Origin of the sequence: Bradyrhizobium sp. SZCCHNPS1003 (genome assembly GCF_032381555.1) — a bacterium.
GTDB lineage: Bacteria > Pseudomonadota > Alphaproteobacteria > Rhizobiales > Xanthobacteraceae > Bradyrhizobium.
In genome coordinates this window covers 205,606-231,916 of record NZ_JAUHIU010000007.1, presented here as the reverse complement: position 1 = coordinate 231,916, position 26,311 = coordinate 205,606, and the positions used below count along the sequence as shown (strand labels likewise).

General features: G+C 65.7%; 22 protein-coding genes. 7 read left to right on the top strand and 15 right to left on the bottom strand.

Annotated features, from left to right (window positions below; translation table 11 throughout):
- Window positions 1–544: 544 nt before the first annotated feature.
- The 6 genes from QX126_RS13715 (at window position 545) to QX126_RS13690 (ending at window position 7,566) form a co-directional block, all read left to right on the top strand.
- On the top strand, window positions 545–1,105 hold the full coding sequence (locus QX126_RS13715; protein ID WP_315715934.1) for a F0F1 ATP synthase subunit delta: 561 nt from the start codon (window positions 545–547) through the stop codon (window positions 1,103–1,105).
- Window positions 1,105–2,637 (top strand): F0F1 ATP synthase subunit alpha, encoded by a 1,533-nt coding sequence (gene atpA / locus QX126_RS13710; protein ID WP_315781629.1) that lies wholly within the window; start codon window positions 1,105–1,107, stop codon window positions 2,635–2,637. The genes QX126_RS13715 and atpA overlap by 1 nt, the downstream gene beginning before the upstream one ends.
- Before the next feature lie 156 nt (window positions 2,638–2,793).
- Window positions 2,794–3,672 carry a F0F1 ATP synthase subunit gamma gene (locus QX126_RS13705; RefSeq protein ID WP_315781626.1) on the top strand — a complete coding sequence of 293 codons (879 nt, stop codon included), beginning with the start codon at window positions 2,794–2,796 and terminating at the stop codon, window positions 3,670–3,672.
- 96 nt (window positions 3,673–3,768) lie between these two features.
- On the top strand, window positions 3,769–5,211 hold the full coding sequence (gene atpD, locus QX126_RS13700) for a F0F1 ATP synthase subunit beta (protein WP_315740720.1): 1,443 nt from the start codon (window positions 3,769–3,771) through the stop codon (window positions 5,209–5,211).
- Window positions 5,212–5,307: 96 nt separating this feature from the next.
- Window positions 5,308–5,715 (top strand): F0F1 ATP synthase subunit epsilon, encoded by a 408-nt coding sequence (locus tag QX126_RS13695; protein ID WP_315740721.1) that lies wholly within the window; start codon window positions 5,308–5,310, stop codon window positions 5,713–5,715.
- A gap of 168 nt (window positions 5,716–5,883) precedes the next feature.
- Window positions 5,884–7,566 (top strand): adenylate/guanylate cyclase domain-containing protein, encoded by a 1,683-nt coding sequence (locus QX126_RS13690; protein ID WP_315781623.1) that lies wholly within the window; start codon window positions 5,884–5,886, stop codon window positions 7,564–7,566.
- 82 nt (window positions 7,567–7,648) lie between these two features.
- On the opposite strand, the gene QX126_RS13685 is transcribed toward QX126_RS13690, so the two are convergent.
- From QX126_RS13685 to QX126_RS13620, 14 genes are all read right to left on the bottom strand, one after another.
- The gene (locus QX126_RS13685; protein WP_315781620.1) at window positions 7,649–8,155 is read right to left on the bottom strand and encodes an RNA pyrophosphohydrolase; all 507 of its coding nucleotides are present in this window, start codon (window positions 8,153–8,155) and stop codon (window positions 7,649–7,651) included.
- A 137-nt stretch (window positions 8,156–8,292) separates the two neighbouring features.
- Window positions 8,293–8,799 carry an RNA pyrophosphohydrolase gene (locus QX126_RS13680; RefSeq protein WP_315740724.1) on the bottom strand — a complete coding sequence of 169 codons (507 nt, stop codon included), beginning with the start codon at window positions 8,797–8,799 and terminating at the stop codon, window positions 8,293–8,295.
- 87 nt (window positions 8,800–8,886) lie between these two features.
- Window positions 8,887–10,101 (bottom strand): divergent polysaccharide deacetylase family protein, encoded by a 1,215-nt coding sequence (locus QX126_RS13675; RefSeq protein ID WP_315781617.1) that lies wholly within the window; start codon window positions 10,099–10,101, stop codon window positions 8,887–8,889.
- Between the two features lie 186 nt (window positions 10,102–10,287).
- Complete coding sequence (locus tag QX126_RS13670; protein ID WP_315740726.1) at window positions 10,288–11,640, bottom strand: S41 family peptidase; 1,353 nt, start codon at window positions 11,638–11,640, stop codon at window positions 10,288–10,290.
- A complete protein-coding gene (locus QX126_RS13665) occupies window positions 11,637–13,007 on the bottom strand; it encodes a murein hydrolase activator EnvC family protein (RefSeq protein ID WP_315781614.1) in 1,371 nt (456 codons plus the stop codon). Before QX126_RS13665 ends, QX126_RS13670 begins: the two co-directional genes overlap by 4 nt.
- Window positions 13,008–13,040: 33 nt before the next feature.
- A complete protein-coding gene (rlmH, locus tag QX126_RS13660) occupies window positions 13,041–13,523 on the bottom strand; it encodes a 23S rRNA (pseudouridine(1915)-N(3))-methyltransferase RlmH (protein ID WP_315740728.1) in 483 nt (160 codons plus the stop codon).
- A gap of 56 nt (window positions 13,524–13,579) precedes the next feature.
- Window positions 13,580–13,936: a ribosome silencing factor gene (gene rsfS / locus QX126_RS13655; protein WP_315781612.1), complete on the bottom strand. Its 357-nt coding sequence runs from the start codon at window positions 13,934–13,936 to the stop codon at window positions 13,580–13,582.
- A gap of 307 nt (window positions 13,937–14,243) precedes the next feature.
- Window positions 14,244–14,867, bottom strand: coding sequence for a nicotinate-nucleotide adenylyltransferase (locus QX126_RS13650; protein ID WP_315757270.1), 624 nt, complete (start codon window positions 14,865–14,867; stop codon window positions 14,244–14,246).
- 66 nt (window positions 14,868–14,933) lie between these two features.
- The gene (locus QX126_RS13645; protein ID WP_315781609.1) at window positions 14,934–16,223 is read right to left on the bottom strand and encodes a glutamate-5-semialdehyde dehydrogenase; all 1,290 of its coding nucleotides are present in this window, start codon (window positions 16,221–16,223) and stop codon (window positions 14,934–14,936) included.
- Between the two features lie 74 nt (window positions 16,224–16,297).
- Window positions 16,298–17,434, bottom strand: a complete 1,137-nt coding sequence (proB, locus tag QX126_RS13640) for a glutamate 5-kinase (protein WP_315777275.1) — start codon at window positions 17,432–17,434, stop codon at window positions 16,298–16,300.
- Between the two features lie 144 nt (window positions 17,435–17,578).
- The gene (gene obgE / locus QX126_RS13635; protein WP_315781607.1) at window positions 17,579–18,649 is read right to left on the bottom strand and encodes a GTPase ObgE; all 1,071 of its coding nucleotides are present in this window, start codon (window positions 18,647–18,649) and stop codon (window positions 17,579–17,581) included.
- 127 nt (window positions 18,650–18,776) lie between these two features.
- Window positions 18,777–20,891, bottom strand: a complete 2,115-nt coding sequence (locus tag QX126_RS13630; RefSeq protein WP_315781604.1) for a hypothetical protein — start codon at window positions 20,889–20,891, stop codon at window positions 18,777–18,779.
- A gap of 19 nt (window positions 20,892–20,910) precedes the next feature.
- The gene (locus QX126_RS13625; RefSeq protein WP_315781602.1) at window positions 20,911–22,101 is read right to left on the bottom strand and encodes a phosphatase PAP2 family protein; all 1,191 of its coding nucleotides are present in this window, start codon (window positions 22,099–22,101) and stop codon (window positions 20,911–20,913) included.
- 117 nt (window positions 22,102–22,218) lie between these two features.
- Window positions 22,219–24,141: an adenylate/guanylate cyclase domain-containing protein gene (locus tag QX126_RS13620; RefSeq protein WP_315757165.1), complete on the bottom strand. Its 1,923-nt coding sequence runs from the start codon at window positions 24,139–24,141 to the stop codon at window positions 22,219–22,221.
- A 495-nt stretch (window positions 24,142–24,636) separates the two neighbouring features.
- Here QX126_RS13620 and QX126_RS13615 point away from each other — a divergent pair, with 495 nt between their 5' ends.
- On the top strand, window positions 24,637–25,554 hold the full coding sequence (locus tag QX126_RS13615) for a DMT family transporter (protein WP_315757166.1): 918 nt from the start codon (window positions 24,637–24,639) through the stop codon (window positions 25,552–25,554).
- A 37-nt stretch (window positions 25,555–25,591) separates the two neighbouring features.
- Here the strand turns inward: QX126_RS13615 and QX126_RS13610 are convergent, their stop codons facing one another.
- Window positions 25,592–26,185, bottom strand: coding sequence for a GNAT family N-acetyltransferase (locus QX126_RS13610; RefSeq protein WP_315781600.1), 594 nt, complete (start codon window positions 26,183–26,185; stop codon window positions 25,592–25,594).
- Window positions 26,186–26,311: the final 126 nt, after the last annotated feature.

The window sequence follows — 26,311 nt, the reverse complement described above, 5'->3', positions numbered from 1 at the left end:
AAATTGTTTCGCTCTGATCGAAACATCTTGCATCGCGGTCTACTCATCACGGAAAATTCCGTAATCCGTCGCTTTAACGCTTCATTAATGATCAAATACTTTCAAATACTGTTGAGTTAAGTTCTCGCTTAGGACGCCAAGATGTCAGCAAGTAATGTCGATGCGGGCCGGCCGGCGGCCGCCGGGCACCGCCAACGGGAGTCAAGGCCAAACCAGCATGGCGGCCATGCAGCAACAGCTGGAACCTTGTCCGAAGTGATTGGTATTGGGGTCGGGTCGCGTGTTGGGCGCGATCAGCGTGTCCGTTGGACGGGCGCTTACGCTCCGACCGCGGCGCGGCAACAAGGTGCCGAATAGCGGGCCACCGCTTGTTGCGGCTGCGCGTACGCTATGTTAGCAAAGCGCCGCTTTTCGTGATCAAGCTGCTCCCGCGGCGATCGAAAATCAAAGTCCTGCTTGAATTCCAAGGGCTTAACTGGTTTGCGCCGCAGCGGCGCGCCGGTGTCCCTCTTGTGGGTTGGGCACATATAAAAAGAGCACGTCTGTGGCTGCTGAAGATCCCTCCGTATCCGGTGTGTCCGGTCGTTACGCGACGGCCCTGTTTGAACTGGCCCGTGACGAAAAGTCCGTCGATGCGGTCAAGGCCGATCTCGACAGGTTCAATGCCCTCCTCGATGAGAGCGCCGATCTCAAGCGCCTCGTCCGCAGTCCGGTGTTCGGTGCGGACGTGCAACTCAAGGCGCTGAATGCCGTGCTGGACAAGGCTGGCATCGCCGGCGTCGCCGCCAACGTGCTGCGCGTGCTGACCGCCAACCGCCGCCTGTTCGCGGTGACCGACGTGATCCGCGCCTTCAACGCGCTGGTCGCCAAATACAAGGGAGAGGCCACGGCCGACGTCGTCGTCGCCGAGCCGCTCTCCGACAAGAATCTCGACGCCTTGAAGGCCTCACTGAAGACGGTGACCGGCAAGGACGTCGCGCTCAACGTGAAAGTCGATCCAGCGATTATCGGCGGGCTCGTCGTCAAGCTCGGCAGCCGCATGATCGATAGTTCGCTTCGCACCAAACTCAACTCGATCAAGCACGCGATGAAAGAGGCAGGCTGATGGACATCCGCGCCGCGGAAATTTCCGCGATCCTCAAGGACCAGATCAAGAATTTCGGGCAGGAAGCCGAAGTTACCGAAGTCGGACAGGTGCTGTCCGTCGGTGACGGTATCGCCCGCGTCTACGGTCTCGACAACGTCCAGGCCGGTGAGATGGTCGAGTTCGAGAACGGCACCCGCGGCATGGCGCTGAACCTCGAGACCGACAATGTCGGCGTCGTCATCTTCGGCGCCGACCGCGAGATCAAGGAAGGCCAGACCGTCAAGCGCACCCGCGCCATCGTCGACGCTCCGGTCGGCAAGGGTCTGCTCGGCCGCGTCGTCGACGCGCTCGGCAATCCGATCGACGGCAAGGGCCCGATCCAGGCCACCGAGCGCAAGCGCGTCGACGTCAAAGCCCCCGGCATCATTCCGCGCAAGTCGGTGAACGAGCCGATGTCGACCGGCCTCAAGGCGATCGACGCCCTGATCCCGGTCGGCCGTGGCCAGCGCGAGCTGATCATTGGTGACCGTCAGACCGGCAAGACCGCGATCGCGCTCGACACCATCCTGAACCAGAAGCCGCTCAACGTTGCCGGCGCCCCCGAGAGCCAGAAGCTGTATTGCGTCTACGTCGCGATCGGCCAGAAGCGCTCCACCGTTGCTCAGTTCGTCAAGGTGCTCGAAGAGCAGGGCGCGCTGGAATACTCGATCGTCATCGCCGCCACCGCGTCCGATCCGGCTCCGATGCAATATCTCGCCCCGTTCACCGGCTGCACCATGGGCGAGTACTTCCGTGACAACGGCATGCACGCCGTCATCATCTATGACGATCTGTCCAAGCAGGCCGTCGCCTATCGCCAGATGTCGCTGCTGCTGCGCCGCCCGCCGGGGCGCGAAGCCTATCCGGGCGACGTGTTCTATCTGCATTCGCGCCTGCTCGAGCGGGCCGCCAAGCTCAGCAAGGACCATGGTCTGGGGTCGCTCACCGCGCTGCCCGTCATCGAGACCCAGGCCAACGACGTGTCGGCCTACATTCCGACCAACGTCATTTCGATCACCGACGGCCAGATCTTCCTGGAGACCGATCTGTTCTTCCAGGGCATCCGTCCTGCCGTGAATGTCGGTCTGTCGGTGTCGCGCGTCGGCTCCTCGGCGCAGACCAAGGCGATGAAGAAGGTCGCCGGCAAGATCAAGGGCGAGCTCGCGCAGTACCGCGAAATGGCGGCGTTCGCGCAGTTCGGCTCCGACCTCGACGCATCGACGCAGCGCCTGCTCAACCGTGGCTCGCGCCTGACCGAGCTCCTGAAGCAGCCGCAGTTCTCGCCGCTGAAGATGGAAGAGCAGGTCTGCGTGATCTGGGCCGGCACCAACGGCTATCTCGATCCGCTGCCGCTCAACAAGGTGCGCGCCTTCGAGGACGGCCTGCTGTCGCTGCTGCGCGGCAAGAATGCCGACCTGCTGAACGCGATCCGTGACAGCAAGGATCTGTCCGACGACAGCGCCGCCAAGCTGAAGGCGGTGGTCGAAGGCTTCGCCAAGACCTTCGCCTGACGGCAAAGGATGGTCGGACTTCGCCCGGCCATCAACGTCGTAGACGTGGGACAACAAGACATCTCATGTCCGGCACCAGGCCGGGCATGACCAATCTCGAGGGTTGAACGGCAAGGTCCCAAGGGGATCCGGCCGCCGGGGTGAGATCGACGAACAATGGCGTCACTGAAAGACATGCGGGTCCGCATCGCCTCGACCAAGGCGACGCAGAAGATCACCAAGGCCATGCAGATGGTCGCGGCCTCCAAGCTGCGCCGTGCGCAGCTCGCGGCCGAGGCGGCGCGTCCCTATGCCGAGAAGATGGACGCTGTGATCTCCAACATCGCGAGCGCCACCATCGCCTCCGCCGGCGGGCCGAAGCTGCTCGCGGGTACCGGTCGCGACCATGTGCACCTGCTGCTGGTCTGCACCGGCGAGCGCGGCCTGTCCGGCGCGTTCAACTCCTCGATCGTCCGCCTGGCGCGCGAGCGTGCGCTCGCCCTGATGAACCAGGGCAAGGAGGTGAAGTTCTTCTGCGTCGGCCGCAAAGGTTATGAGCAGCTTCGCCGCCAGTTCGACAAGCAGATCGTCGAGCACATGGACCTGCGCTCGGTGCGCCAGATCGGCTTCGCCAATGCCGACGAGATCGCCAAGAAGGTCATCGCCCGTTTCGATGCCGGCGAGTTCGACGTCTGCACGCTGTTCTATTCGCGCTTCCGCTCGGTGATCGCGCAGATCCCGACCGCCCAGCAGATCATTCCGCTGGTGGTCGAGGCGCGGCCCGCCAACGCGGCGCCGCTGGCGCCTTACGAGTATGAGCCGGAGGAGGACGAGATCCTGGCCGGACTGCTGCCGCGCAATCTCGCGGTGCAGATCTTCCGCGCGCTGCTCGAAAACAACGCCTCGTTCTACGGGGCGCAGATGTCGGCCATGGACAACGCCACCCGCAACGCCGGCGAGATGATCCGCAAGCAGACGCTGATCTACAACCGCACGCGTCAGGCGATGATCACCAAGGAACTGATCGAAATCATTTCGGGCGCCGAGGCGGTCTAACCGGATCGCGTCGCGCCCCGTTGAAGCGCAACCCAAGGACATATCCCGGTCGAGCCGACCGTGGTTTCGTATACGGATCGTAAGGAGAGAAATCCAATGGCTACCGCAGCCAACCAGATCGGTCGCATCACCCAGGTCATCGGCGCCGTCGTCGACGTGCAGTTCGAAGGTCACCTGCCGGCCATTCTCAACTCGCTCGAAACCAAGAACGGCGGCAACCGCCTCGTGCTTGAGGTCGCCCAGCATCTCGGCGAGTCCACCGTGCGCACCATCGCGATGGACACCACCGAGGGCCTGGTTCGCGGCCAGGAAGTCAGCGACACCGGGTCGCCGATCCGGGTGCCGGTCGGCGTCGGCACGCTCGGCCGCATCATGAACGTGATCGGCGAGCCGATCGACGAGGCCGGCCCGGTCGAGGCCGAGGGCCTGCGCCCGATCCACGCGGACGCGCCGAGCTACACCGACCAGTCGACCGAAGCGGAAATCCTCGTCACCGGCATCAAGGTCGTCGACCTCCTGGCGCCCTACGCCAAGGGCGGCAAGATCGGCCTGTTCGGCGGCGCCGGCGTCGGAAAGACCGTGCTGATCCAGGAGCTGATCAACAACGTCGCCAAGGCGCACGGTGGTTATTCGGTGTTCGCCGGCGTCGGCGAGCGTACCCGTGAAGGCAACGACCTCTATCACGAGTTCATCGAATCCAAGGTCAACGCCGATCCGCACAATCCCGATCCGAGCGTCAAGTCGAAGTGCGCGCTGGTGTTCGGCCAGATGAACGAGCCGCCGGGCGCGCGCGCCCGCGTCGGCCTGACCGGCCTGACCGTCGCCGAGCACTTCCGTGACCAGGGCCAGGACGTGCTGTTCTTCGTCGACAACATCTTCCGCTTCACCCAGGCCGGCTCGGAAGTGTCGGCGCTGCTCGGCCGCATCCCCTCGGCGGTGGGTTATCAGCCGACGCTGGCCACCGACATGGGCGCGCTGCAGGAGCGCATCACCACCACCAACAAGGGCTCGATCACCTCGGTGCAGGCGATCTACGTGCCGGCCGACGACTTGACCGACCCGGCGCCGGCGACCTCGTTCGCCCACTTGGACGCCACCACCGTGCTCAACCGCGCGATCTCGGAAAAGGGCATCTACCCCGCCGTGGACCCGCTCGACTCGACCTCGCGCATGCTCTCCCCGCTGGTCGTCGGCGAGGAGCACTATCAGACCGCGCGTCAGGTCCAGCAGATCCTGCAGCGCTACAAGTCGCTGCAGGACATCATCGCCATCCTGGGCATGGACGAACTGTCGGAAGAGGACAAGCTGACCGTGGCCCGCGCCCGCAAGATCGAGCGCTTCCTGTCGCAGCCTTTCCACGTCGCCGAAATCTTCACGGGATCGCCGGGCAAGTTCGTGGACCTCGCCGACACCATCAAGGGCTTCAAGGGCCTGTGTGAAGGCAAGTACGACCACCTGCCGGAGGCCGCCTTCTACATGGTCGGCAACATCGACGAGGCGGTCGAGAAGGGCAAGAAGCTGGCCGCCGAGGCGGCCTAAGGGCGAATAGCGAATAGGGAGTAGCGAATAGACGAACTGTTCGCTGCTTCCTCCTTCACTACTCGCCATTCGCTATTCGCTATCAGCAGGTTCCCAATGGCAACTTTCCATTTCGATCTCGTCTCGCCGGAAAAGATCGCCTTCTCGGGCGAGGTCGACCAGGTCGACGTTCCCGGCCAGGAGGGTGATTTCGGCGTGCTCGCCGGCCATGCGCCATTCGTGGCGACGCTGCGGCCGGGTATCCTGACGGTGACCGCTGGCGGCTCGCAGCAGAAGATCATCGTGCTCGGCGGCCTCGCCGAGATCTCGGACAAGGGTCTGACGGTTCTGGCCGACGTCGCGACGTCGCTGAAGGAGCTCGACCAGACCGCTTTCGCGGCCGAGATCGCCGGCATGGAATCCAAGCTGAACGAGAAGCAGGGCAACGAGCTCGATCGCGCGATCGAGCGGCTCGATCACTTCAAGACGATCCAGCAGCAGCTCAACACGACCGCGCTGCATTGATCCAACAGCACGACGTATGAATGAACGTTCATGGCCGGGCTCTGCCCGGCCATTTTCGTCTTCCGGCTCGAACGTCCGGGGCCGGCGGATGACTACTAGCAAGGGATGCCGGTTGCGTGCTCGCCGATCTGACGGCATGCTCCCGGCCGTTCGACTGGGCGTGGTGACATGGCAGGGCAGATCGTGTTGAAGCGCAAGATCGCGGCGATTTTTGCCGCCGATATTGCCGGCTATTCCCGCCTCGTCGCCGAGGATGAAGAGGAGACGCTGCGGCGTCTGGCGGCCTATCGCGAAGTTGTCGACGACTTCATCGCGCGCGCCGGTGGCCGCATTTTCAACACCGCGGGCGATGCCGTACTCGCGGAGTTTCCCAGCGCGGTCGAAGCGGTGCGCTGCGCGATCGACATCCAGGAGAGCCTGCGCACGCGCAACATGGCCTATCCGCCGAACCGGCAGATGAGCTACCGCATCGGCATCACCATCGGCGACGTCGTCGAACGCGACGGCGATCTGCTCGGCGACGGCGTCAACATCGCAGCAAGGCTGGAGGGGCTCGCCGATGTCGGCGGCATCTGCATCTCGCGCGCGGTGCACGAGCAGGTCGCCAATAAGCTGTCGGTGCAGTTTGCCGACATGGGTGCGCGGGAGGTCAAGAACATCCCGACCCCGGTGCACGCCTATCGGGTCGCGATGCGCCGCGAGGACGGCACCTACGCGCCGCCGGAAGAAAAGAAAGTCGCCCGCGGCGGCGGGCTCCGCCTGATCTGGCGAATTGCGGCCGCCCTGGTTGCGCTCGGAGCCGTCGGGGTCGGGACTGAGCTCTATCTGGACTACCGCGATCCGCATCCTGTGCAGCGCGATGCCGCCAAGGCGGCGGCGGAAGCGCTGGCCCGGCTGTCGGCCACGCCGGCTTCGCCTTCCTCGGCCCCGTCTTCATCTCCGTCCCCCGCGGCGACGCAGTCATCCGTCGCCGTGCAGCCCGCTGCCTCGCCGCAGCCGTCACCGCAACCTTCGTCCGTTGTCGCCGCCGAGAAGTTCGCACCTGAAGCCGTGCCGTTCGTGAGCGAGCGGACCCGCATTGCGCTGGCGCGCGACTACGTGCTGGCACCGGATCACAAGGCGTTCGCGACAACGATCAACGGCGTCAGCGCCTATGTCACCGGACAGGCGAGCGATGAGGCCGCGAAATCGGCTGCGCTGGAGCAGTGCCAGCAGCGCGCGGAAAACGCGAACGGACCGCGCAAATGCGAGCTCTATGCCGTCGGCGACAGCGTCGTCTACGTGCACAGCAAGCCACCGTTGCCGCCGCAGCCCTGGGTGCGCCACGACCCGATGACCGAGCGCGCCTTCAGCGCTGCAGAGATGCCGCTGGTGCGTGATACAGGCCGAGCCCGGCTCGAGGCGAACTACGGCACGGCGCGACGGACCAAGGCCATCGCGCTCGGGCCCGGCGGGCAGTTCTTCTATAGCGTCGGCGGCGACCTCGTCGACGACGTGGTTCGCCGCAATCTCGAAGCCTGCGGTGCCCAGGCGGGGACCGCCTGCATCATCGTTGCGCTCGACGATGCCTTCGTGGTGCCGGTGCCGACGGTGATGAAAGCCACCGGCTTCTTCCGCGCGGTCAACCATCAGGCGATCGCCCCGGAGGCGCGCGAGGAGGTGGCGCGGCGCCTCGAGGCCGCGCCGTCGGGCTGGAACGCGATCGCGGTCGGAACGGCTGGCCGTCCCGGCTTCGGCCTCAACGGCGATCGCGAGGAGACCGCGATCGGCGGCGCGCTGGCCGATTGCGCCACGCGCGACAGCGATTGCCGGGTGATCGCGATCGGCCCGTTCACGGTCGAGGACAATTAAGCCGGCGAACTCTCTCGACCTCGTCTTTCCGAGGCGCGCGGAGCGCGAGGCCGGAATGACGGTGAGCCTCACTCTTCGTTGATCAGTCGCCAGCTTTGGCGAGATGCGCAAAGGCCTGCGCCACCGCGCGGTAGACCTCACGGCGGAACGGCACCACCAGATCGGGAATGCGCGCGAGCCGCTCCCAGCGCCAGGCGTCGAACTCGGCCGGCTGGCCGTTGCGCGGCGTCACCGGATCGATGTCGCCCTCGCGTCCGGTGAAACGCATCGCGAACCATTTCTGGCGCTGGCCGCGAAAGCGCGCGAGCCGGTGGTTCGGATCCTCGAATGGGGGAAATTCGTAAGTCAGCCAGTCGGTCTCGCCGAGGATGTCGGCGTCGCGAATGCCGGTCTCCTCCCACAGCTCGCGCCGCGCCGCCGCCTGCAGATCCTCGCCGGGGTCGACGCCGCCCTGCGGCATCTGCCATTCGAGGCCGGGCAGGACGATCTCCGGCCCGTCGTCGCGGAAGCGGCGCCCGAGGAAGACGAGGCCTTCGGCATTGAGCAGGGCGATGCCGACATTCGGCCGGTAGGGTCTGGTTTCGGTCATGCTCATATCCGTGGGGCTTCGTCTCGCATGGCAACGCATCGTGACGGCGTTGTCGCGACGGATCTGCAGAGATTCTTTGCAGTGCGAGCGTATGACACGGTTTCGGCCACGCGTCGCGGTCGGCCCGCGATCGCGAGTCAGCCGCCAGCCAGCGTGGCGAATTCCTTCACCACCCGCTCATAGACCGGCCGCTTGAACGGCACGATCAGCCCCGGCAGGTTCTTCATCGGCTCCCAGCGCCAGCTGACGAATTCCGCCTTGTGGTGGCCGCCGCCGGGCCGCTCGACGTTGATCTCGGCATCGGGCCCGGTGAAACGCAGCGCGAACCATTTCTGGCGCTGGCCGCGATAGCGGCCCTTCCAGGCGCGACCCGCGACCGTGCGCGGGATGTCGTAGGTCAGCCAGTCCCCGACCTCAGCCAGCTTCTCGACGGAGCGCACGCTGGTCTCTTCGTACAGCTCGCGTTTGGCCGCCTCCCAGGCATCCTCGCCGGGATCAACGCCGCCCTGCGGCATCTGCCAGACATGGGTGTCGTCGACATGCTCGATCCCGCCGGCGCGGCGACCGATGAAAACCAGCCCCTCCGAATTGATCAGCATGATGCCGACGCAGGTGCGGTAAGGCAGGTCCTCGTAGCGCGTCATTCCGGTCTCGGCCTTCCTGCGGGACCCTGCGCCTCGCTGCGCAGGCCTCCCGCTGTCACGTCGCCAGTCGGGCCGGCGCACGTTCGTTCAGTTCGATTTTGATTTCAGCATCGCGGTTGTCAATGGCACCAGCAGAATGCCCTTGCGGTCGAGCCCCTTGATCCAGGTGCCGATGCGGTCGATCGAGACCGGCAGCGCCGACGCGGTCCCGACGGCGACGCCACGCTCCTTGGCCAGGCTTTCGAGCTTGGCGAGCGCATTGTCGATCTCGACCGGGGTCGGCACCGCGTCGATGGCGACGTCGCCCTTCGCGAACGGCATCGCGCGTCCCGTGGCCAGCGAGGCCGCCACGCTGCGCGGGGCTGCGCCATCGTCGAACAAGGCCAGACCGCGCTTGGCGGCCTCGTTCACGATCGGCTGCATCGCCGCTTCCGTTGCGACGAAGCGCGCGCCCATGAAGTTGCCGATGCCGACGTAACCCTGCAGCCGGCTCATGTGCCAGAACAACCGGTCGATGTTCTGGTCCGGTGCGAGTGTAGCGAGCAGCGTCTGCGGACCCGGATCGTTGTCGGGATAGTCGTAGGGCTCCATCGGGACCTGGAGCAGGATCTCGTGGCGCTGCGCCCGGGCGCGCTCGGCGAGTTTGGTCGGATCGGAGCCATAGGGCGTGAAGGCCAGCGTGACCGCCGGCGGCAGCTTCATGATCGCGTCCACCGTCTTCGCGGCGCCGACGCCGAGACCACCGATCACGATCGCGACGGCCGGCATGCGCGCCGCCTTGGCGCGGTCAGCCTCGGCCGCATAGGCGGTGAACGGCTTCAGCCCGTCGGCCATCACCGGGATCATGCCGTAGCGCGACTTCTCCAGCAGCCGCGGGTCCACGCCGGGCATCTGGCTCGCCGGAGCGGCCGATCCAGGCTCCGCCGTCTCGCCACCGGCACCGATCGCGACCTCCTGGCGGGTGCCGCTGGAGCCGTCGATGATGGTGACCGTCTTGCGCTCGCCGCCCTCCTGCTTGGCCGCGGGGGCCGCGCCGTGATCGACCTTTGCCTCAGACTTGCCATCCGGCTTGGCGGCCTTGTCGTCGGCAGGCCTTGCGCCCTCGTTGATCGCGACGCGGGCGACCGGCTCGCCACCGAGCGGATTGTCGTTGAACATCGCAAAGCCGGCGAACACGACCAGGAACAGGCCGAGCAGCATCGCAAGGGCCTGCAGGGCCGTGAACGGAAGCCGAATGCGGCGCTTGCGACGCGCTTCCGTCTGTCCGAGCGGGGCGCTCAGCTCGTCGGCCGTCTCTGTCATCGAAATTCCCGAATCAATCGGGTCGACGATACCACGGCGAGGATTCGGACGCAGGGCCAGTCTCCCAAAGCCCGTAGATCGGCGGAGCGGGAAAGCAAGAAGCCAAAGAGAAAAGGAAAGGGCGGCCCGGAGGCCGCCCTTCAAACCCGATGCGCGTCTGTCGGCTGCCGCCTAGTTCGCAGCCTCTCAGTTCGCAGCCTTGGCCGGCTTGTCGGCCGCGGCCTTCTCGGTCGGCGCCGGCGTGTTGGCGCTGTTCTTGATGCCGTGGAGGAGGTCGGCGGCCATTTTGAGCGCCTTGTCGTCCTTGGCGTCCGGCGGCACGTAGGATTGCGAGCCGGTCTTCTCGTCGCCGTCGTTCTTCAGATGGCCGCGCAGCGAAGCCTCGCCCTTGGTGTCGGTGCGCGACTTCAGCTCATCCGGCACGTCCTGCAGCACCTCGATGTCGGGCACGATGCCCTTGGCCTGGATCGACTTGCCCGACGGCGTGTAGTAGCGCGCGGTGGTCAGCCGCAGCGCGCCATTGCCGGCGCCGAGCGGGATGATGGTCTGCACCGAGCCCTTGCCGAACGAGCGGGTGCCGACCAGGGTCGCGCGCTTGTGGTCCTGCAGCGCGCCGGCCACGATCTCCGACGCCGAAGCCGAGCCGCCATTGATCAGCACGATGACCGGCTTGCCCTTGGTGAGGTCGCCGGCATGCGCCGCGCGGCGCTGCGTCTCCTCGGCATTGCGGCCGCGGGTCGAGACGATCTCGCCGCGCTCCAGGAACGCGTCGGAGACGGTGACCGCCTCCTCGAGCAGGCCGCCCGGATTGTTGCGCAGGTCGATGATGTAGCCCTTCAGCTTGTCACCGATCTGGTTCTGCAGGTCGGCGATGCTCTTCTTCAGGCCCTCGGTGGTCTGCTCGTTGAAGGTGGTGATGCGGACATAGGCGATGTCGTCGCTCTCGGTGCGCGAGCGCACCGAGCGGACGCGGATGTTGTCGCGGGTCAGCGTCACGTCGAGCGGATTGTCGGCACCCTTGCGCACGACCTTCAGCTTGATCTTGGTGCCGACCGGGCCGCGCATCTTCTCGACCGCCTGGTTGAGGGTCAGGCCCTGCACGGCTTCGTCGTCGAGATTGGTGATGATGTCGTTGGCCTGGATGCCCGCCTTCGAGGCCGGCGTATCGTCGATCGGCGACACCACCTTGATCAGGCCGTCTTCCATCGTCACTTCGATGCCGAGGCCGCCGAACTCGCCGCGGGTCTGCACCTGCATGTCGCGGAAGCTCTTCGCATCCATGTAGCTCGAATGCGGATCAAGGCCCGAGAGCATGCCGCTGATCGCGGACTCGACCAGCTTCGAATCGTCGGGCTTCTCGACATAATCGCTGCGCACGCGCTCGAACACGTCGCCGAACAGATTGAGCTGGCGATAGGTATCGGCGGTCGCGGCGCGCGCCGTCGATCCCATCAACACCGCGCGCGGTTGCGAGACGAACAGGGTCAATGCCGCACCGGTGGCCGCGCTCAGGAGAATTACCGAAGTCTTACGCATCATCCGCGTACCTTTTCGCCTTCATTTGCGGCCCACCATGGGCCTGGATCGATTGGAGTGCCGTCCTTACGGAACTCGACATAGAGCACTGGTTGACTCGCGTTGGTAGCGAGAATGGAGGCGACCTGGGACGACTTACCCATGGTCGCGACCGGTTCTCCCGTCTGAACAAACTGCCCGATGTTGACGGAAATGCGCTCCATCCCGGCGATCAGGACATGATACCCGCCACCGGCGTTGAGGATCAAGAGTTGTCCGTAGCTGCGGAAGGGACCCGCATACACAACCCAGCCATCACACGGGGTTGTGACCTGGGCGCCCGGCCGGGCTGCCAAAGAAATGCCTTTATCGGAGCCCCCGGCGCCGTCCGACGCGCCAAATTCGCGAATCTTGGTGCCGTTGACGGGAAACGTCAGCATGCCCTTGGTCGAGGCGAACGCGATCGCGGGCGCCTTGCGGCCCGGGTTGCGCAGCGCATTCGCGTCCGGCTTGCTGTTGACCGGCACGCCCTGCAGGCTTGCCGTCGACGCGGCCTTGGCGGCGCTCTTGAGATCGAGCTCCATCGTCGTGATCAGCCCTTGCAGCGAGTCGATCTGCTGGGCCAGCACAGCCGCGCGCGCGCTTTCGGCTTCCATGTCTTTCTCGGCCGAGCTCTGCTTGCGCTGGCGTTCCTCCACCAGGGTCGCGAGACGGGTCTGATCGGTCCGCAGCCTGTCGCGGTCGCCGGCGAGCTTGTCGCGTTCGCTGGCGATCGTCTTGCGGATGGCGACGAGCTCGCCGAGATCGGTCGAGAGCTTTTCGGCGCGGCCACGCATCTCCGGGATCACAGCGCCCAGCAGCATCGCGGTCCGCAGCGACTGCAGCGCATCCTCGGGACGGACGAGCAGGGCCGGCGGCGTGCGGCGGCCGGCGCGCTGCAGCGCAGCCAGAACCTCGATGATCTCGGTGCGCCGCGCCTCCAGCGAGGTGCGCAGATCCTGCTCGCGGCCGTCGAGCCCGCGCAGTCGCGTTTCGGCCTCACCGACTCTCGTCTCGACGCTGCGCACCTGCGCGGCGACGTCGATCAGCTGCTGATTGAGCTTGCCGCGATCCTCGCCGAGCGCGGCGATGTCGGCCTTCAGGCGCTCCTGGGCCTCGGCGGCGGCCTTCTGGGCCGCGCGGGCGGCCTCGAGCTCCTGCTCGCGCTGCTTCAGTTGCTCAGGTGTCGCCGGTGTCGGTGAGGCGGTACCGGCGAGGGAAGGCCGAAGTCCGGTCTGCGCCGTCGCCGGCAGACCGGGAACGACGATCAGCAGCGCGACCAGCGACGCGCAGCACGACCGGCCGCTGCGGACGGTTCTTGAGGAACGGGAGAGGGGCCGCGCAGCGAACATCGAGGTCCTTATTGTGCTCCCATCGTCCCCTATTCAAGCGCGGTGATAGGGGTGACCGGCCAGGATCGTAGCAGTACGGTAAATCTGCTCGAGCAGCAGGACGCGGACGATCTGGTGCGGCCAGGTCGCAGCGCCGAACGCAACCCCAAGCTTGGCTCTGCGCCGTAATTCGGGCGAAAGTCCGTCGGCGCCGCCGATTGCGAAGACGGCTGCCGGAATGCCTTCGTCCCGCCAGCGTCCAAGATAACCCGCAAAGGTTGTGCTGTCGACGTTCTGGCCACGCTCGTCGAGACACACGAGTACGGACTTGTCCGGGATTGCCGCCGACATCGCGGCGGCCTCCTCGGCGATGCGCGTTGCCGCGTCGCGGGCGCGGCTTTCCGGAATCTCATGAATGTCGAGGCCGCGAAAGCCGAGCTTGCGGCCGATGTCATCAAAACGCCCGCGGTAGCGCTCCGCGAGCTCCCGCTCGGGACCCTGCTTCAACCGGCCGATGGCGACCACGATCAGGCGCATGCGCACGGACTAGCACGTGCGCCGCACGATTCGCATCCGGCGCGGCGTGGGACCGCCTAGACCGTCTTCGCCGGGTTCGGCCCTTGAGTCCACAATCGCTCGAGATTGTAGAACTCGCGAACCTCGGGTCTGAACACGTGCACGATCACGTCGCCGGAATCGATCAGCACCCAATCGCAATTGGGCAGGCCCTCGATGTGGAGTTTCTTGGTGCCGGCTTCCTTCAGGCCCTTGGCGACGTTTTCCGCGATCGACCCGACGTGCCGGTTCGAGCGGCCCGTGGTGATGACCATGTAGTCGGAATACGCCGATCTGCCGTGAAGATTGATCGTGACCGTCTCCTCCGCCTTCATGTCTTCGAGGCGGGAGAGGATGGTGCGCAGGGTCTTGTCGGCGTCGGGTTGCGCCTGCAAGGCCGCATCTCGGGTCGACGTCTTACGCGCTGACTTGGCAGTGGCCGACTTGGTCGTCGTTGCCTTCGTCTTGGGTAAGGCCGACTGGGACAATACAGATGTGGTCAGGGACCATTCCTTTCACTGTATCGCAGGCCGAATCCAACCCGGCCTGCTGACCATACTAGGCATGTGGGGTTAACGGTTTCAACAATCCAGTGCCCCGACTGCCCGGCCCGACATTCTCGACCGGCCGCCCCGCTTCGGACCGTAACGGGACGGCAAGTTCCATGCACATCCGATGCCGCGCGACAGCGAGCGCGGCCGTTCAGAACGACTTCCAACTGCCGTCCGGGTTCCTCAGGCCCGTCGACGACAGGCTGAGCTTGAGGCCGGTGAGGTAGACCCAGGCTGGCGCGGCGCTGTCGGCGAGACGGCTGGCCTGCGCTTCGGGAATGCGATACCGCGCGAGGGCGCGTGCGGCGGGTGCGTTCAGGGCGCGGAAGCTGCGCGGCGGGCGGTCGACCACGGCCATGGGAACCTGGGCCGCGATGTGCTGCCACTTCTGCCAGCGATGGAACTGCGCGAGATTGTCGGCGCCCATGATCCACACGAAGCGCAGGCGGGAGGCGCGCCGGCGCAGATAATCGATCGTGTCGGCAGTGTAGCGGGTGCCAATGACGGATTCGAGACAGCTGATCTCGATGCGCGGATCGGCGGCGACTTTGCGCGCCGCCTCGGCGCGCTCGGCCAGCGCATGCAGCCCGCCATTGTTCTTAAGCGGATTGCCCGGCGTCACCAGCCACCAGACACGGTCGAGCTGCAGCCGCTTCAGCGCGAACAGGCTGATCGCGCGATGCGCCTGGTGCGGCGGGTTGAACGAGCCGCCGAGCAGGCCGATGCGCATGCCGTCGCTGTAGGGCGGCAGCGCCTGGCGGATCGCAGGCCGCATGGCTGTGGCGTCGGTCACGGCGGCCCCCGCCTGCTGCTCGTGTAACTCAACCACAGGATGCGGCGGTCATGGCCGCGTCTGACCACTGCCGTGAATGCGGTATTTGAAGCTCGTCAGCTGCTCGACCCCGACCGGCCCGCGCGCATGGAACTTGCCCGTGGCGATGCCGATCTCGGCGCCAAAACCGAACTCGCCGCCGTCGGCGAACTGGGTCGAGGCATTGTGCAAGACGATGGCCGAGTCGACCTCGTTGAGGAACTTGTCGGCCGCGGCGTTATCGTCGGTGACGATCGCGTCGGTGTGGTGCGAGCCGTGCGCGTGGATGTGGGCGATCGCGCCCTCCACGCCGTCGACGACCTTGGCGGCGATGATCGCGTCGAGATATTCGGTGTCCCAATCCTCGTTGCTGGCCGGCTTCACCCGCGCATCGGCCGCCCGCACCACATCGTCGCCCCGCACCTCGCAGCCGGCGCCAATCAGCATGTCGACCAGCGGCTTGATCTTGTCGGCGCTGGCGCGATCGACCAGCAACGTCTCCGCCGCGCCGCAGACGCCGGTGCGGCGCATCTTCGCGTTCAGCACGATCGACTTGGCCATCTCGAGATCGGCGGCGCCGTCGACATAGACGTGGTTGACGCCTTCGAGATGCGCGAACACCGGCACGCGCGCCTCGGCCTCGACGCGGGCGACGAGGCTCTTGCCGCCGCGCGGCACGATGACGTCAACGCCGCCGTTCAGGCCGGACAGCAGCAGGCCGACTGCGGCGCGATCGCGCGTCGGCACCAGCGTGATCGCAGCCTCCGGCAGGCCCGCCTCGCGCAGGCCTTCGACCATACATTCATGGATGGCGCGGCAGGAGCGGAATGAGTCCGAGCCGCCGCGCAGGATCACCGCATTGCCGGACTTCAGGCACAGCACGCCGGCATCGGCCGCCACATTGGGACGACTTTCGAAGATCACGGCAATGACGCCGAGCGGCACCCGTACGCGCTCGATGGTCATCCCATTCGGCCGCTGCCAGCTCTCGGTCACGACGCCAACCGGATCGGCGACGCCGCGTACCACGGCGATGCCGTCGGCCATCGCGGCGACGCGGGCCGGGGTCAGGGTGAGGCGATCGAGGAAGGACGAGGTCATGCCGGCCGCCTTGGCCTCGGCAACGTCCTCGGCATTGGCGGCGATGATCGCTTCAGTGCGGGCGCGGATCCGCCGCTCCATCGCCTCCAGCGCGCGGTTCTTCTGCTCGGCCGGCGCCAGCGACAGCACGCGGGCGGCCGCACGGGCGCGCTTGGCGAGGTCGTTCATCAGGGCGGGCAGATCGGCGCTGCCGTCGATGGCTTTCAAAGGCGCGGTCATGGGCTTTTCAACCTTGAACTAAGGCTCTCCAGTAGCACGGAACGAGGCCGTTTGCGAACGCCGGTGCCTTGGCCTCAGGCTGGGCCGGCGCCCGCCGGGCCGATCACCAGGTCGTCGCGATGGATCATCTCGGCGCGGCCGGAGACGCCGAGGATGATGGCCACGTCCGGCGACGAGCGACCCTTGATCCGTTCGGCATCATCGGCGTCGTAGGCGACGAGGCCGCGGCCGATCTCATGGGTGTCGGGGCCGCGCACCACGACGGCATCGCCGCGGGCGAACTGGCCGTCGACACGGATGACGCCGGCCGGCAGCAGGCTCTTTCCGGCGCGCAGTGCGGTCACTGCGCCGGCATCGATCGTCAGCGTGCCCTTCGGCTCCAGCGAGCCCGCGATCCAGCGTTTTCGCGCGGTGACCGGGTTCGCTGGCGTCAGGAACCAGGTGCAGCGGCCGCCATCGGCGATCGCCCGCAGCGGATGCTCGATCTTGCCGGACGCAATCAGCATGTGGGTGCCGCCTGTGGTGGCGATCTTGGCGGCCTCGATCTTCGTGCGCATGCCGCCGCGCGAAAACTCCGAGGCGGCGCTGCCGGCCATGGCCTCGATGTCGGCGGTGATGCTCTCGACCACGGGGATCAGTCGCGCATTCGGATCCTGCGCGGGCGGCGCGGTGTAGAGGCCGTCGATATCGGACAGCAGCACCAGCAGATCGGCGCTCGCCATGGTCGCGACACGGGCGGCGAGGCGATCATTGTCGCCATAGCGGATCTCGGCCGTCGCAACCGTGTCGTTCTCGTTGATGACCGGTACCGCGCGCCATTCCAGCAGCTTGGCGATGGTCGAACGGGCGTTGAGATAGCGCCGGCGCTCCTCGGTGTCCTGCAGCGTCACCAGGATCTGGCCGGCATTGACGCCGTGGGCGCCGAGCACCTCCGACCAGGTCCGCGCCAGCGCGATCTGGCCGACCGCGGCGGCCGCCTGGCTTTCCTCCAGCTTCAGCGGTCCGCGCGGCAGTTTCAACCGGCTGCGGCCGAGCGCGATCGAGCCTGAGGACACGACCAGCAGCTCGCAGCCGCGGCTGTGCAGCCTGGCAATGTCGGCGGCCAGCGCTGTGAGCCAGGAGGCGCGCACCTCGCCGGCCTCGGAATCGACCAGCAGCGACGAGCCGACCTTGACGACGATGCGGCGGAAATTTTCGAGACGGGGTGCCATGGCGTGAACAGGGTCGGTTCGAGCCCTCGCATCGTGATGAGAGGTGCGTGGCTGACACGCGGTCCGCACGGGACGGGGCTCAAGTGTTGATGGATGGCGGCGAGTGTCGCAAGCGAGGGCCTGCGAGGCAAGGTTGGCTTCAGTTCAGCCCTGCGGTGACGTTGGGGCCGCCCACGGCTCCTCGGTCGCGGCGCTCTCGGTCGTGCTCTTGGCCTTGAGGGACACCGGCTGTTCGGCGACCACGTCGGCGAGCTTGCGCAGCGCTTCCTTGACGCCCTCGCCGGTGGCGCCGGAGATCAACAGCGGCGTCTTCTTGGCGGCGCGCTTCAGCCGGTCCCTCTGCTTCTTCAGCTCGTCCGGGTCGACCGCATCGATCTTGTTCAGCGCGACGATCTCCACCTTGTCGGTCAGCTCGCCGCCATAGGCTTCCAGCTCGTGCCGCACCGTCTTGTAGGCCTTGCCGGCATGCTCGCAGGTGGCGTCGACCAGGTGCAGCAGCACACGGCAGCGCTCGACATGGCCGAGGAAACGGTCGCCGAGGCCGGCGCCCTCATGCGCGCCCTCGATCAGGCCGGGAATGTCGGCCAGCACGAACTCGCGGCCGTCGGCGTTCACGACGCCGAGCTGTGGATGGAGCGTGGTGAACGGATAGTCGGCGATCTTCGGCTTGGCGGCCGAGACCTTGGACAGGAAGGTCGACTTGCCGGCATTGGGCAGGCCGACCAGGCCGGCGTCGGCGATCAGCTTCATGCGCAGCCAGATCCAGCGCTCCTCGCCGGGCTGGCCGGGATTGGCGTGGCGCGGCGCCCGGTTGGTCGGCGACTTGAAATGCGCGTTGCCAAAGCCGCCATTGCCGCCCTGGGCCAGCACGAAGCGCTCGCCGACCGCGGTAAAGTCGTGGATCAGCGTCTCCCGGTCCTCGTCGAAGATCTGGGTGCCGACGGGAACCTTGAGCACCACCGACTTGCCGCCTGCGCCATGACAGTCCTTGCCGGACCCGTTTCCACCCCTCTGGGCCTTGAAGTGCTGCTGGTAGCGGTAGTCGATCAGGGTGTTGAGGCCGTCGACGGCCTCAATGACGACGTCGCCGCCGCGGCCGCCATTGCCGCCGTTCGGGCCGCCGAACTCGATGAACTTCTCGCGCCGGAACGCAACGCAACCGTTGCCGCCGTCGCCGGAGCGCACATAGACCTTGGCTTCATCGAGGAATTTCATAGGGCTCTAGGTAGGCGAGGCGGGCCTCCGGGGCAACTCAAACCGCCGCGGATCGCGCGGAAAAGCGCAAGAATACCGCCCCGGTCAGGGCCGAAGGCCGCTCGCGCAGCACCGCGACGACCTGCCGCTACGGCGGCTCGAGATCGCCGCCGCCCCTCTTTGCGATCGCCGCGATGTCGTTCGGGGACGGGACGGCGGTGGGCTGAGGCAAAGCCAAGCCGCCGCGCAATCTCGCAAATTGGCGCGCGAGTTGCGGAGCCGCAGTGCTCGTCCCGATCAGGCGCAGGACGGCGCCGCTCCGGTTACCCCCGGCACGGATTCCGGTGAGGGCGTTGTCTTCGTCACAGGGCAGCGCGTAATCCGGACCGATGCGGTGGCCGCCGCGGGGCCGGCCCGCCGATGAATAAGGCGTCTTGCGGCCATCCGCCACCACGTACCCGCCTGCAACATGGACCCGGTGCTTCTTGCCGGTTGCGATCCCGTTCAGCGTCCCAAACCGATCCAACAGCGATCCGGTCCGATCGAACTCCCCGTCGATGCGCGTACAACTGGCCCCAGCCGACCGGGTTTGCTCCCAGTTGGAATCGACAAAATGCGAGCGTTTGGCCCCCGTGCGCGCGCCCATGTTCGGATCGGTGCGCGCCACATAGGCGTGCATTTCGGCGTTTTCGGGAATGCCGTCGACCTTGATGGTCCAGTCGCCGTGCTCGTTGCTGGCCTGATCTTCTGGCCTCACCACGGTCGGGCCGACTTCGAGCAGCCACATCCTGTCTTTGCCCCAGACGATCGGGCCGATCAGCTGAGGGGTGGTGCCGCCCGGCTTCGGAAGTGTTGTTCCGATGACAGCACAGCCTGATGTCAGCTGAACTTTGCCGCTCGGCGACGTCAAGGTGACGGTGACTCCCTGGGCCTCATCGTCCTCCATCCAGATCTCTGCAAAGACCAGCACGGTATTGTCCGGCGGCAAACGCCAGATCCATTCGACGTGCTCGGGCTGCTCGCTGTCGCTGGTGAAGACGACGTGACCGTCGCTGAGATAGGCGTTGCCGGCGGAGAGCACGATGTCGAGCTTCGGCTTGTTGTTCTTGCCGTTGTATTCAGCAACCAGAGCCGACAAGGCGCTCTCGAGTTCTGCCGTGCCGTCATGCGGTCCGGTGGTCGGACCGTAGCTGAGGTTGATGATCACGTTCCTGGTCTTGACCGGGTCTGCAAACGACAGAATGTACTGGATGCCCTGGACGACATAGGTCTTCAGCCACACGCCAGTCGCATCCCGGATACATTCATCGGAGAATTGCACGAACACGACGTCAGCGTCGCACGCAGGATCAGTCGAGGGGCGACCAGGTGTCCAACTCGGCGGATCGCGGCGGTCCTTGCCTGGTTTCGACGGGCCGATACGAGAGGAAATCGGAACAGGCCCCGCCAGGACGTCCATGACATGGCCCCCATGCGAGTCCCGGCGTGCGAGGGTCGTGAACCCGGCGGCTGCGTAACAGCCATCCTCGTCGACGCCATCGGTAGCTGTCGCGTGCAGCGAGATCCAATCGTCGAGTCCGATCTGCTGCGGCTCTATGCCGGCGGCGAAATCGCGTCGGTACTCGAGACCGTAGGCAAAGTCGGTGAGCTCCATTCCGAACTTGCGCGTTCCGATCGCGACCGGCTGCTTATTCTGGTTCTGATCCCAGATGGCTCGGACCCGCGTGCTCAGTGGGCCGCTGGTTCTTAGGAAGCGCGCCGCAGAAAACGGGCAGCCATCGTCCAGCATGCCGATCAGAAGCGGTCCTGGCGCCTCCTTACCTTCCTTGAAGCGGTGGCGGATGGGCGCACTCTTTTGGAATGACTTGGGAGATGACGGTTTGACCGGCAAGGATAACGCGACCCGGTTGACATAATTGCCCCAGACGGACTCGTGCAATGCGCTATCCAGCACCGCGCTCGCGCGGCAGCGCATCGTCAGGTACCGCGAGTCTGCCGCATAAGGCGCGAGTTCGATGCCGTACTTTGTCGTGGCGAACTCGGGCTGGGTTGGTTCCAGCTGGCCCGCCACTTTCGCGAAATCTGCGGCCGTTCCAGCCTCTTTCAGCTCGATCAGGAGCAGGAGCCTGTATTTGTCATCGTCGAAACGATCCCATTTTTCCTGGAGGTTTTCCTCGAAGTTCTTGAATTCCGTCGAGATCGCGTATCGGAGATAGGGATCGAAGCATCTCGGATAGTTCTTGGGCGCCCCGGGCTCGGCCATGGCTCGCTCTCCGCATGAATTATGGGTAGCTCGGAACGCCAAATCTGCCCTTCCACTCCGCTTGAGCCTCACACCAGACGTGATGCATCAGAGGGGACTGGGTGACGTTCACGCCGGCAGATTGCGAGAAGTAGAACGGACCCTGGTCGAGATCCTGGGCCGGGACGATCGTGGTGTTGAACGGATTGAAATCCGTCGTCGGGTATTGGTCGATTCCTGCCGCAAGGAAGGTCCGCTTCATGAAGGGCTGGCTCGTCTCGTTCCCATTGCAACGCCCGACAAAGTACTCGCCCAGGGCGACGCCCAGCATGCGTCCCGCCATGCTGTCAGCCGGAAAGTGGACGCCGGCGATGACGCGGTTGGTCGTGATCCGGGCACACACGCGATCGAGCTGATCGATGACCCATTTGTGCCGCGTCGGATCAAGCTTCAGCAACTGCTTCAACACGTAGGTGACCGCATAGGTCTGCGTCGCGTGCCCCATCGGGAAGCTTCCATGCCCCGGGGTCGTGATCATCGGCTGGACCTCGGCGTTGTATTCGACCGGACGGTAGCAGCCCAGCGCGTGCTTGACGCGCATCTCCACGTAGACGCAAAATTGCAGCACCATGTTGATGAGTTCGAATGTGCGCCGCGTCCGCTCGGCATGGAGGTAGACGATCGATGCCCAGAAAGCGAACTGCGGATCGATCTGCGCCAGGATTTCCGTGGCGCGCTCGTTGCGCAGTTCGGCCCAACTGAGGACCAGGGGGATCTGCTGTTCGAAAGTGGTTTGTGCCGGCCGCTGAATTTCGGCGATCAGCGATCTCTGTCCGGATACGGACGACCATATCTGGAAGGCGTCAGAGCTTGACGGTTGAGAGTTTGCCGTGATGCCCTGGAAGGTGATGCCTTGCAGCATCTCTCCGATAGCAACATAGGCGCGAACCCACGCCTCCCAGCGCTCCATTTGGGCGGGGTCATCGATGACCGGGAGCGCCGGCTCATAAAGCACGAGCGGTTTTTCGGTGACGATGCTGCCCTCGCGCACATGGATCAATGCATCGACCATCACCGGATTGGCATAGACATCGCCAAGCGTGCCGAGTACGGCACCGCCAGCGCCGCCGACGCCACCCGCGCCGCCTGCTCCGCCGGCGCCTCCAGCACCACCCGCGCCGCCTGCTCCGCCCGCTCCGCCGGCACCACCTGCGCCGCCCAGTTGGCCCATGTCCGCCTCCTATGATTGAGTCAGCTCACAATGGTAGGGTCGTCCTTTCAGTTGCAGTTCTCCGGGCGATACTCACTCAGCTGTCGACCAGTTCACACGCCCGGATCCTTTTCGTCCTCAATGCCGCTTGGAGTTGCCGTTACCGGATGGCAGGCCGGCTAACGCCAGACAGCGCGCCCATTCCCGACCGGTTTCGAGCTGAGCGTTCGGCATGCGGGCAAGATAGGTTTCGACCGTCAGCGTCGGGTCGACCTCCCGCACCTTCGCTAGTGTCGATCGGGCCTCCTCCATTCGGCCCTGCAGCACGAGCGCAATGGTCAAGGCTCGCCACGTCGAGGGGTGCATGCGGTTGAGTGCCAGCGATGAGCGCGCAAGTCTTTCAGCGGTGGCATAGTCATGAGCGGAAAGTGCAGCCGTCGCGCTGAGCGACTCGAAGTAATAGCGCATCGGATCAAGCGGCGAGAGCTCCATGGCGCGCTGGGTCTCGTGCACTGCAGCGGCACCGTCACCCTTGAATGCGTCGACCGTCCCAAGGAACAGCCAGCCGAGCGCGTGGCTGGGGTTTGCGAGGACGGCCGCCTCGCAACGCCTGCGCGCCATGTCGAGGTCCTTGAACAGATGACAGTAGACGAACCCCTCGGCTGCGAGCGCGAGCGCGTCGGACGGGTCGCGATCAAGCGCGGCATGGGTCGTCGCCAGGGCCTCGGCTGCGTCGCGGGTGCGGTCCTCGGACCAGCCTCGTGTCAGTCGCAGGATGTACCAGTGGCCGAGCCAGGCGCGCGGGGCCGCAATACGGCCGTGCCGGTTGATCAGCTCCTCGAGGATATTGCGTGTCTGGAGAAACTCTTCCCTGGTGGACCTGTGCATGAGCTTGATTGCGCCGAGCAGGAGCGAGTAGCTCTCGAGCGTCGGCAGCGGCTGGGTCAGGATATGGTCGACCTCGGCGTCGAACACGGCGAAGTGTACGGCTCGTGCGATGCGATCGGCCATCTCGCTTTCGGGCCGAAGCAAATCCTCGACGGATCCGCTGAGCCGATCCGTCCAGATCACCTGATCGTCGCGGGCGGCGGAGAGCTCAGCAGTCACCATGATCTGGCTGCCGTTGGCCACATAGGCTCCACTGAGGACGTAGGCCGCACCCAGATGCGCCGAGACCTGGCCAAGGTCGCTGGTCCGACCGCGGAACACGGCGGTCGAAAGCCGCGAGATCACCTTGAGATTCGCAGACTTCGACAGGCGCCAGATCACGCCGTCGGCGATCAGGTTGCCGACGTCCACGAGCCCAGGCGCCTCGGTTCGGGCTGCGAATGGAATCACGGCAATGCTCGGCTGCATCGCCGCTCCGTAGTCGCGCCTCCCGGCGATGGTCGGCTGCGGCCCCGGCGGACCGACGCGGTATGCTCGAACCGGCCTGTCAAAGTGCTTCAAAACGCAGTTGCCGAGATCTTCGCAGACCGCGTCGACGCCGTGCGTCAATTCGTCACGCGCGGCGGCGCTCCCGATCGTCTCGCCTGGGCTGGCGAGGCTAGCCAGAGCGGCAGCCAGCTCCTCCTGCGCCGATGCGCTTGCGATCGTCTCGCCGGGTCCGGCCAGAGTTGCCAGCCGTGCCGCAAGGTTGACGCCGGTCCCGTAGATGTCGACGCCATCGCTCCAAGCCATTGCGGCGTTGATGCCCGCACGCAAGTGAAGATGTCGATCCTCCGGGAGCCCGGCGTTCTGCGCAGCCGCCGCTCGATGCATCTCGGCAACGGCATTCACGGCATCCCTGACGGTCTCGAAACGAGCAAGCAAGCCGTCGCCAAGGCTTTTCACAAGAGTGCCCTGATGCCGGGGCAATATTTCCGACGCGATCAGGCGGATGAGTTCGGTCCAGCGCTGAACGGTAGCAGCCTCATGCGCGCTCATCAGGCGCACGGATTCGACCACATCGACCAACAGCACCACGGTCTGCTGCAGCACCAGACTTGCCGCAGCATTCCCCATCGCGGGCGGTTCCGCCCGGAGATCCAGCTCGTTCTTGCCCTCTGCATCACTGCTCATATCGGACTCGAAACGGGCGCACGCCCTGTTTCATGACGCGGCGGCCAGCCGAGATGTCGCGCGGGTGCAAGCGATGCGGTGCCGGCGCTGCCCTGCTGCCGACGAATGTGGGTATGGGGATATGCTGCGTTGGCATGACCAGATACTCGAACCGCTTCTAGAGCCGCCATCGCGCGTCAGATTCGGAGCGCCTCGTCCCAAATGCAACTGCATATGATGGGTTTTGCCGAGCGCCCGAATGGTTCAGCAAAATCGCAGGTTGAAGAACCGGATCGAAAAGAAGCTGCAGTATGAGGCCCGGGCGAGTGTGGTGCGCCGGAACCCCGGCTCGCTTAATCGTGATCTTGTGATCGGCGCCTGTGTTTGCGCATCTTCCCGCCAAGGGCTTGTCGCGCGCGCTCACGACTCCTAAACGAGCCGATGAAGAAGTGAAGGCCGGGATACCGCGACCATATCGCACCCGGGCTTCAGCCAGAACAACCAGCCCATTGCGCAATGACCCTCCTCTCCCGGATCTCCGTCCAAAACGATGTACGATCGGCGCGGCTGGCCGGCATCGGCCTGATGCTGCTGTCGATTTCGATGTTCTCGTTCGGCGATGCCTTGGGCAAGTTCCTGGTGTCGACCTATGCCGTCGGCCAACTGCTGTGGCTGCGCGCCTGTGCGGCGCTGCTGCTGCTCGCGCCGTTCATCTGGCGCAACCGAGCCGCCTTTCTGCAGCTCGAGCGTCCTTGGCTACAGCTGGTGCGCGTGATCCTGTCGACGCTCGAGGTCGCGGCGTTCTTTCTCGCCACCGTCTATCTGCCGCTTGCCGACGTCATCACCTACTATCTCGCAGGTCCCATCTTCGTCACCGCGCTGTCTGCGCTGGTGCTGCGCGAGCATGTCGGCTGGCGACGCTGGACCGCGATCCTGATCGGCTTCTGCGGCGTGCTGATCGCGCTGCGGCCCTCGGCGCAGACCTTCAGCCTGCCGGCGCTGATCGCGCTCGGCGGCAGTCTGTCGTTCGCGGTGCTGATGCTGATCACGCGCAGCCTGCGCGCAACGCCGGACATCGTGATGGCGTCGTCGCAATTCGTCGGGACCTTCCTGCTCGGCGCGGCGATGTCCTCGTTCGGCTGGGTGACGCCGACGCCCGGCAGCCTGGTGATGTTCGCGGCCGCCGGCATCATCTCGGTGACCGCGCTGTTCTGCGTCAACCGCTCGCTGAAGCTCGCGCCGGCCTCAGTGGTCGTGCCCTATCAGTACACGATGATCGTCTGGGCCGTGCTGTTCGGCTTCGTCGTGTTCGGCGACGTGCCGCATCCCGCGACGATCGTCGGCGCCACCATCATCATCGGCGCGGGGCTGTACATCTACTTGCGGGAACGAAGCCTGGGGCAGGGACAGGGTGCGGTGAATCCGCCGGCCTGAGATGCCACCCTCCCCCTCCAGGGGAGGGTGGCCCGGCCTAGTTCCGCCGTCCCGCGTTGGCCCAGGCCTTCAGCGATCCCCAGACACCGCGGGTGAGGCGGAAGGCGTCGACCGGGGCGGAGGAGCCGATCACCTCGAAGCGGTGCAGCTCGACGCCGGTCCATTGGAAGCCGCACTTTTCCAGGATGTTGCGCGAGGCTGGGTTGCTGACGCGGGCGTGCCCGATCAGCAAATTGTCCTCGCTCGTCTCGAAGAAATGGTCGATTGCGGCGCGCGCGGCTTCGGTGCCGAAGCCGCGGCCCCAATGATCGACGCCGAGCCAGTAGCCGAGCTCGGCCCGCCCTTGCGCAGGACGGTTAATGCCAACCATGCCGATCGGCGTGTCCAGGTGTTCGATCAGGAAGGCGGTCTCGCCTGCCTGCTCCGCCAGCGCGCGCACGAAACGGGCGGCATCGACCTCCGAATACGGGTGCGGCAGGCGGCGGGTGTTCTCGGCGATAACACGGTCGTCGGCGAGCCGGGCGATGGCAGTCACGTCCGCGAGCACCGGCGCACGCAGCGTCAGCCGGGGGGTCTCGAGGACGCAAGGTCTCGCCTCGCGCAAGGTGGGAGTCGTGATGTCCTGCAGCATGTCGGGCTCCATCGACGCTTCGGGATCAACTGATCAGCGAAAAAGAAAAGGGGAGGCCGGTTGTCCCGCCTCCCCTGGAGCCATCTGGCGCTCCGCCGGTTCATCAGGACCCGGCGGACGCATGTT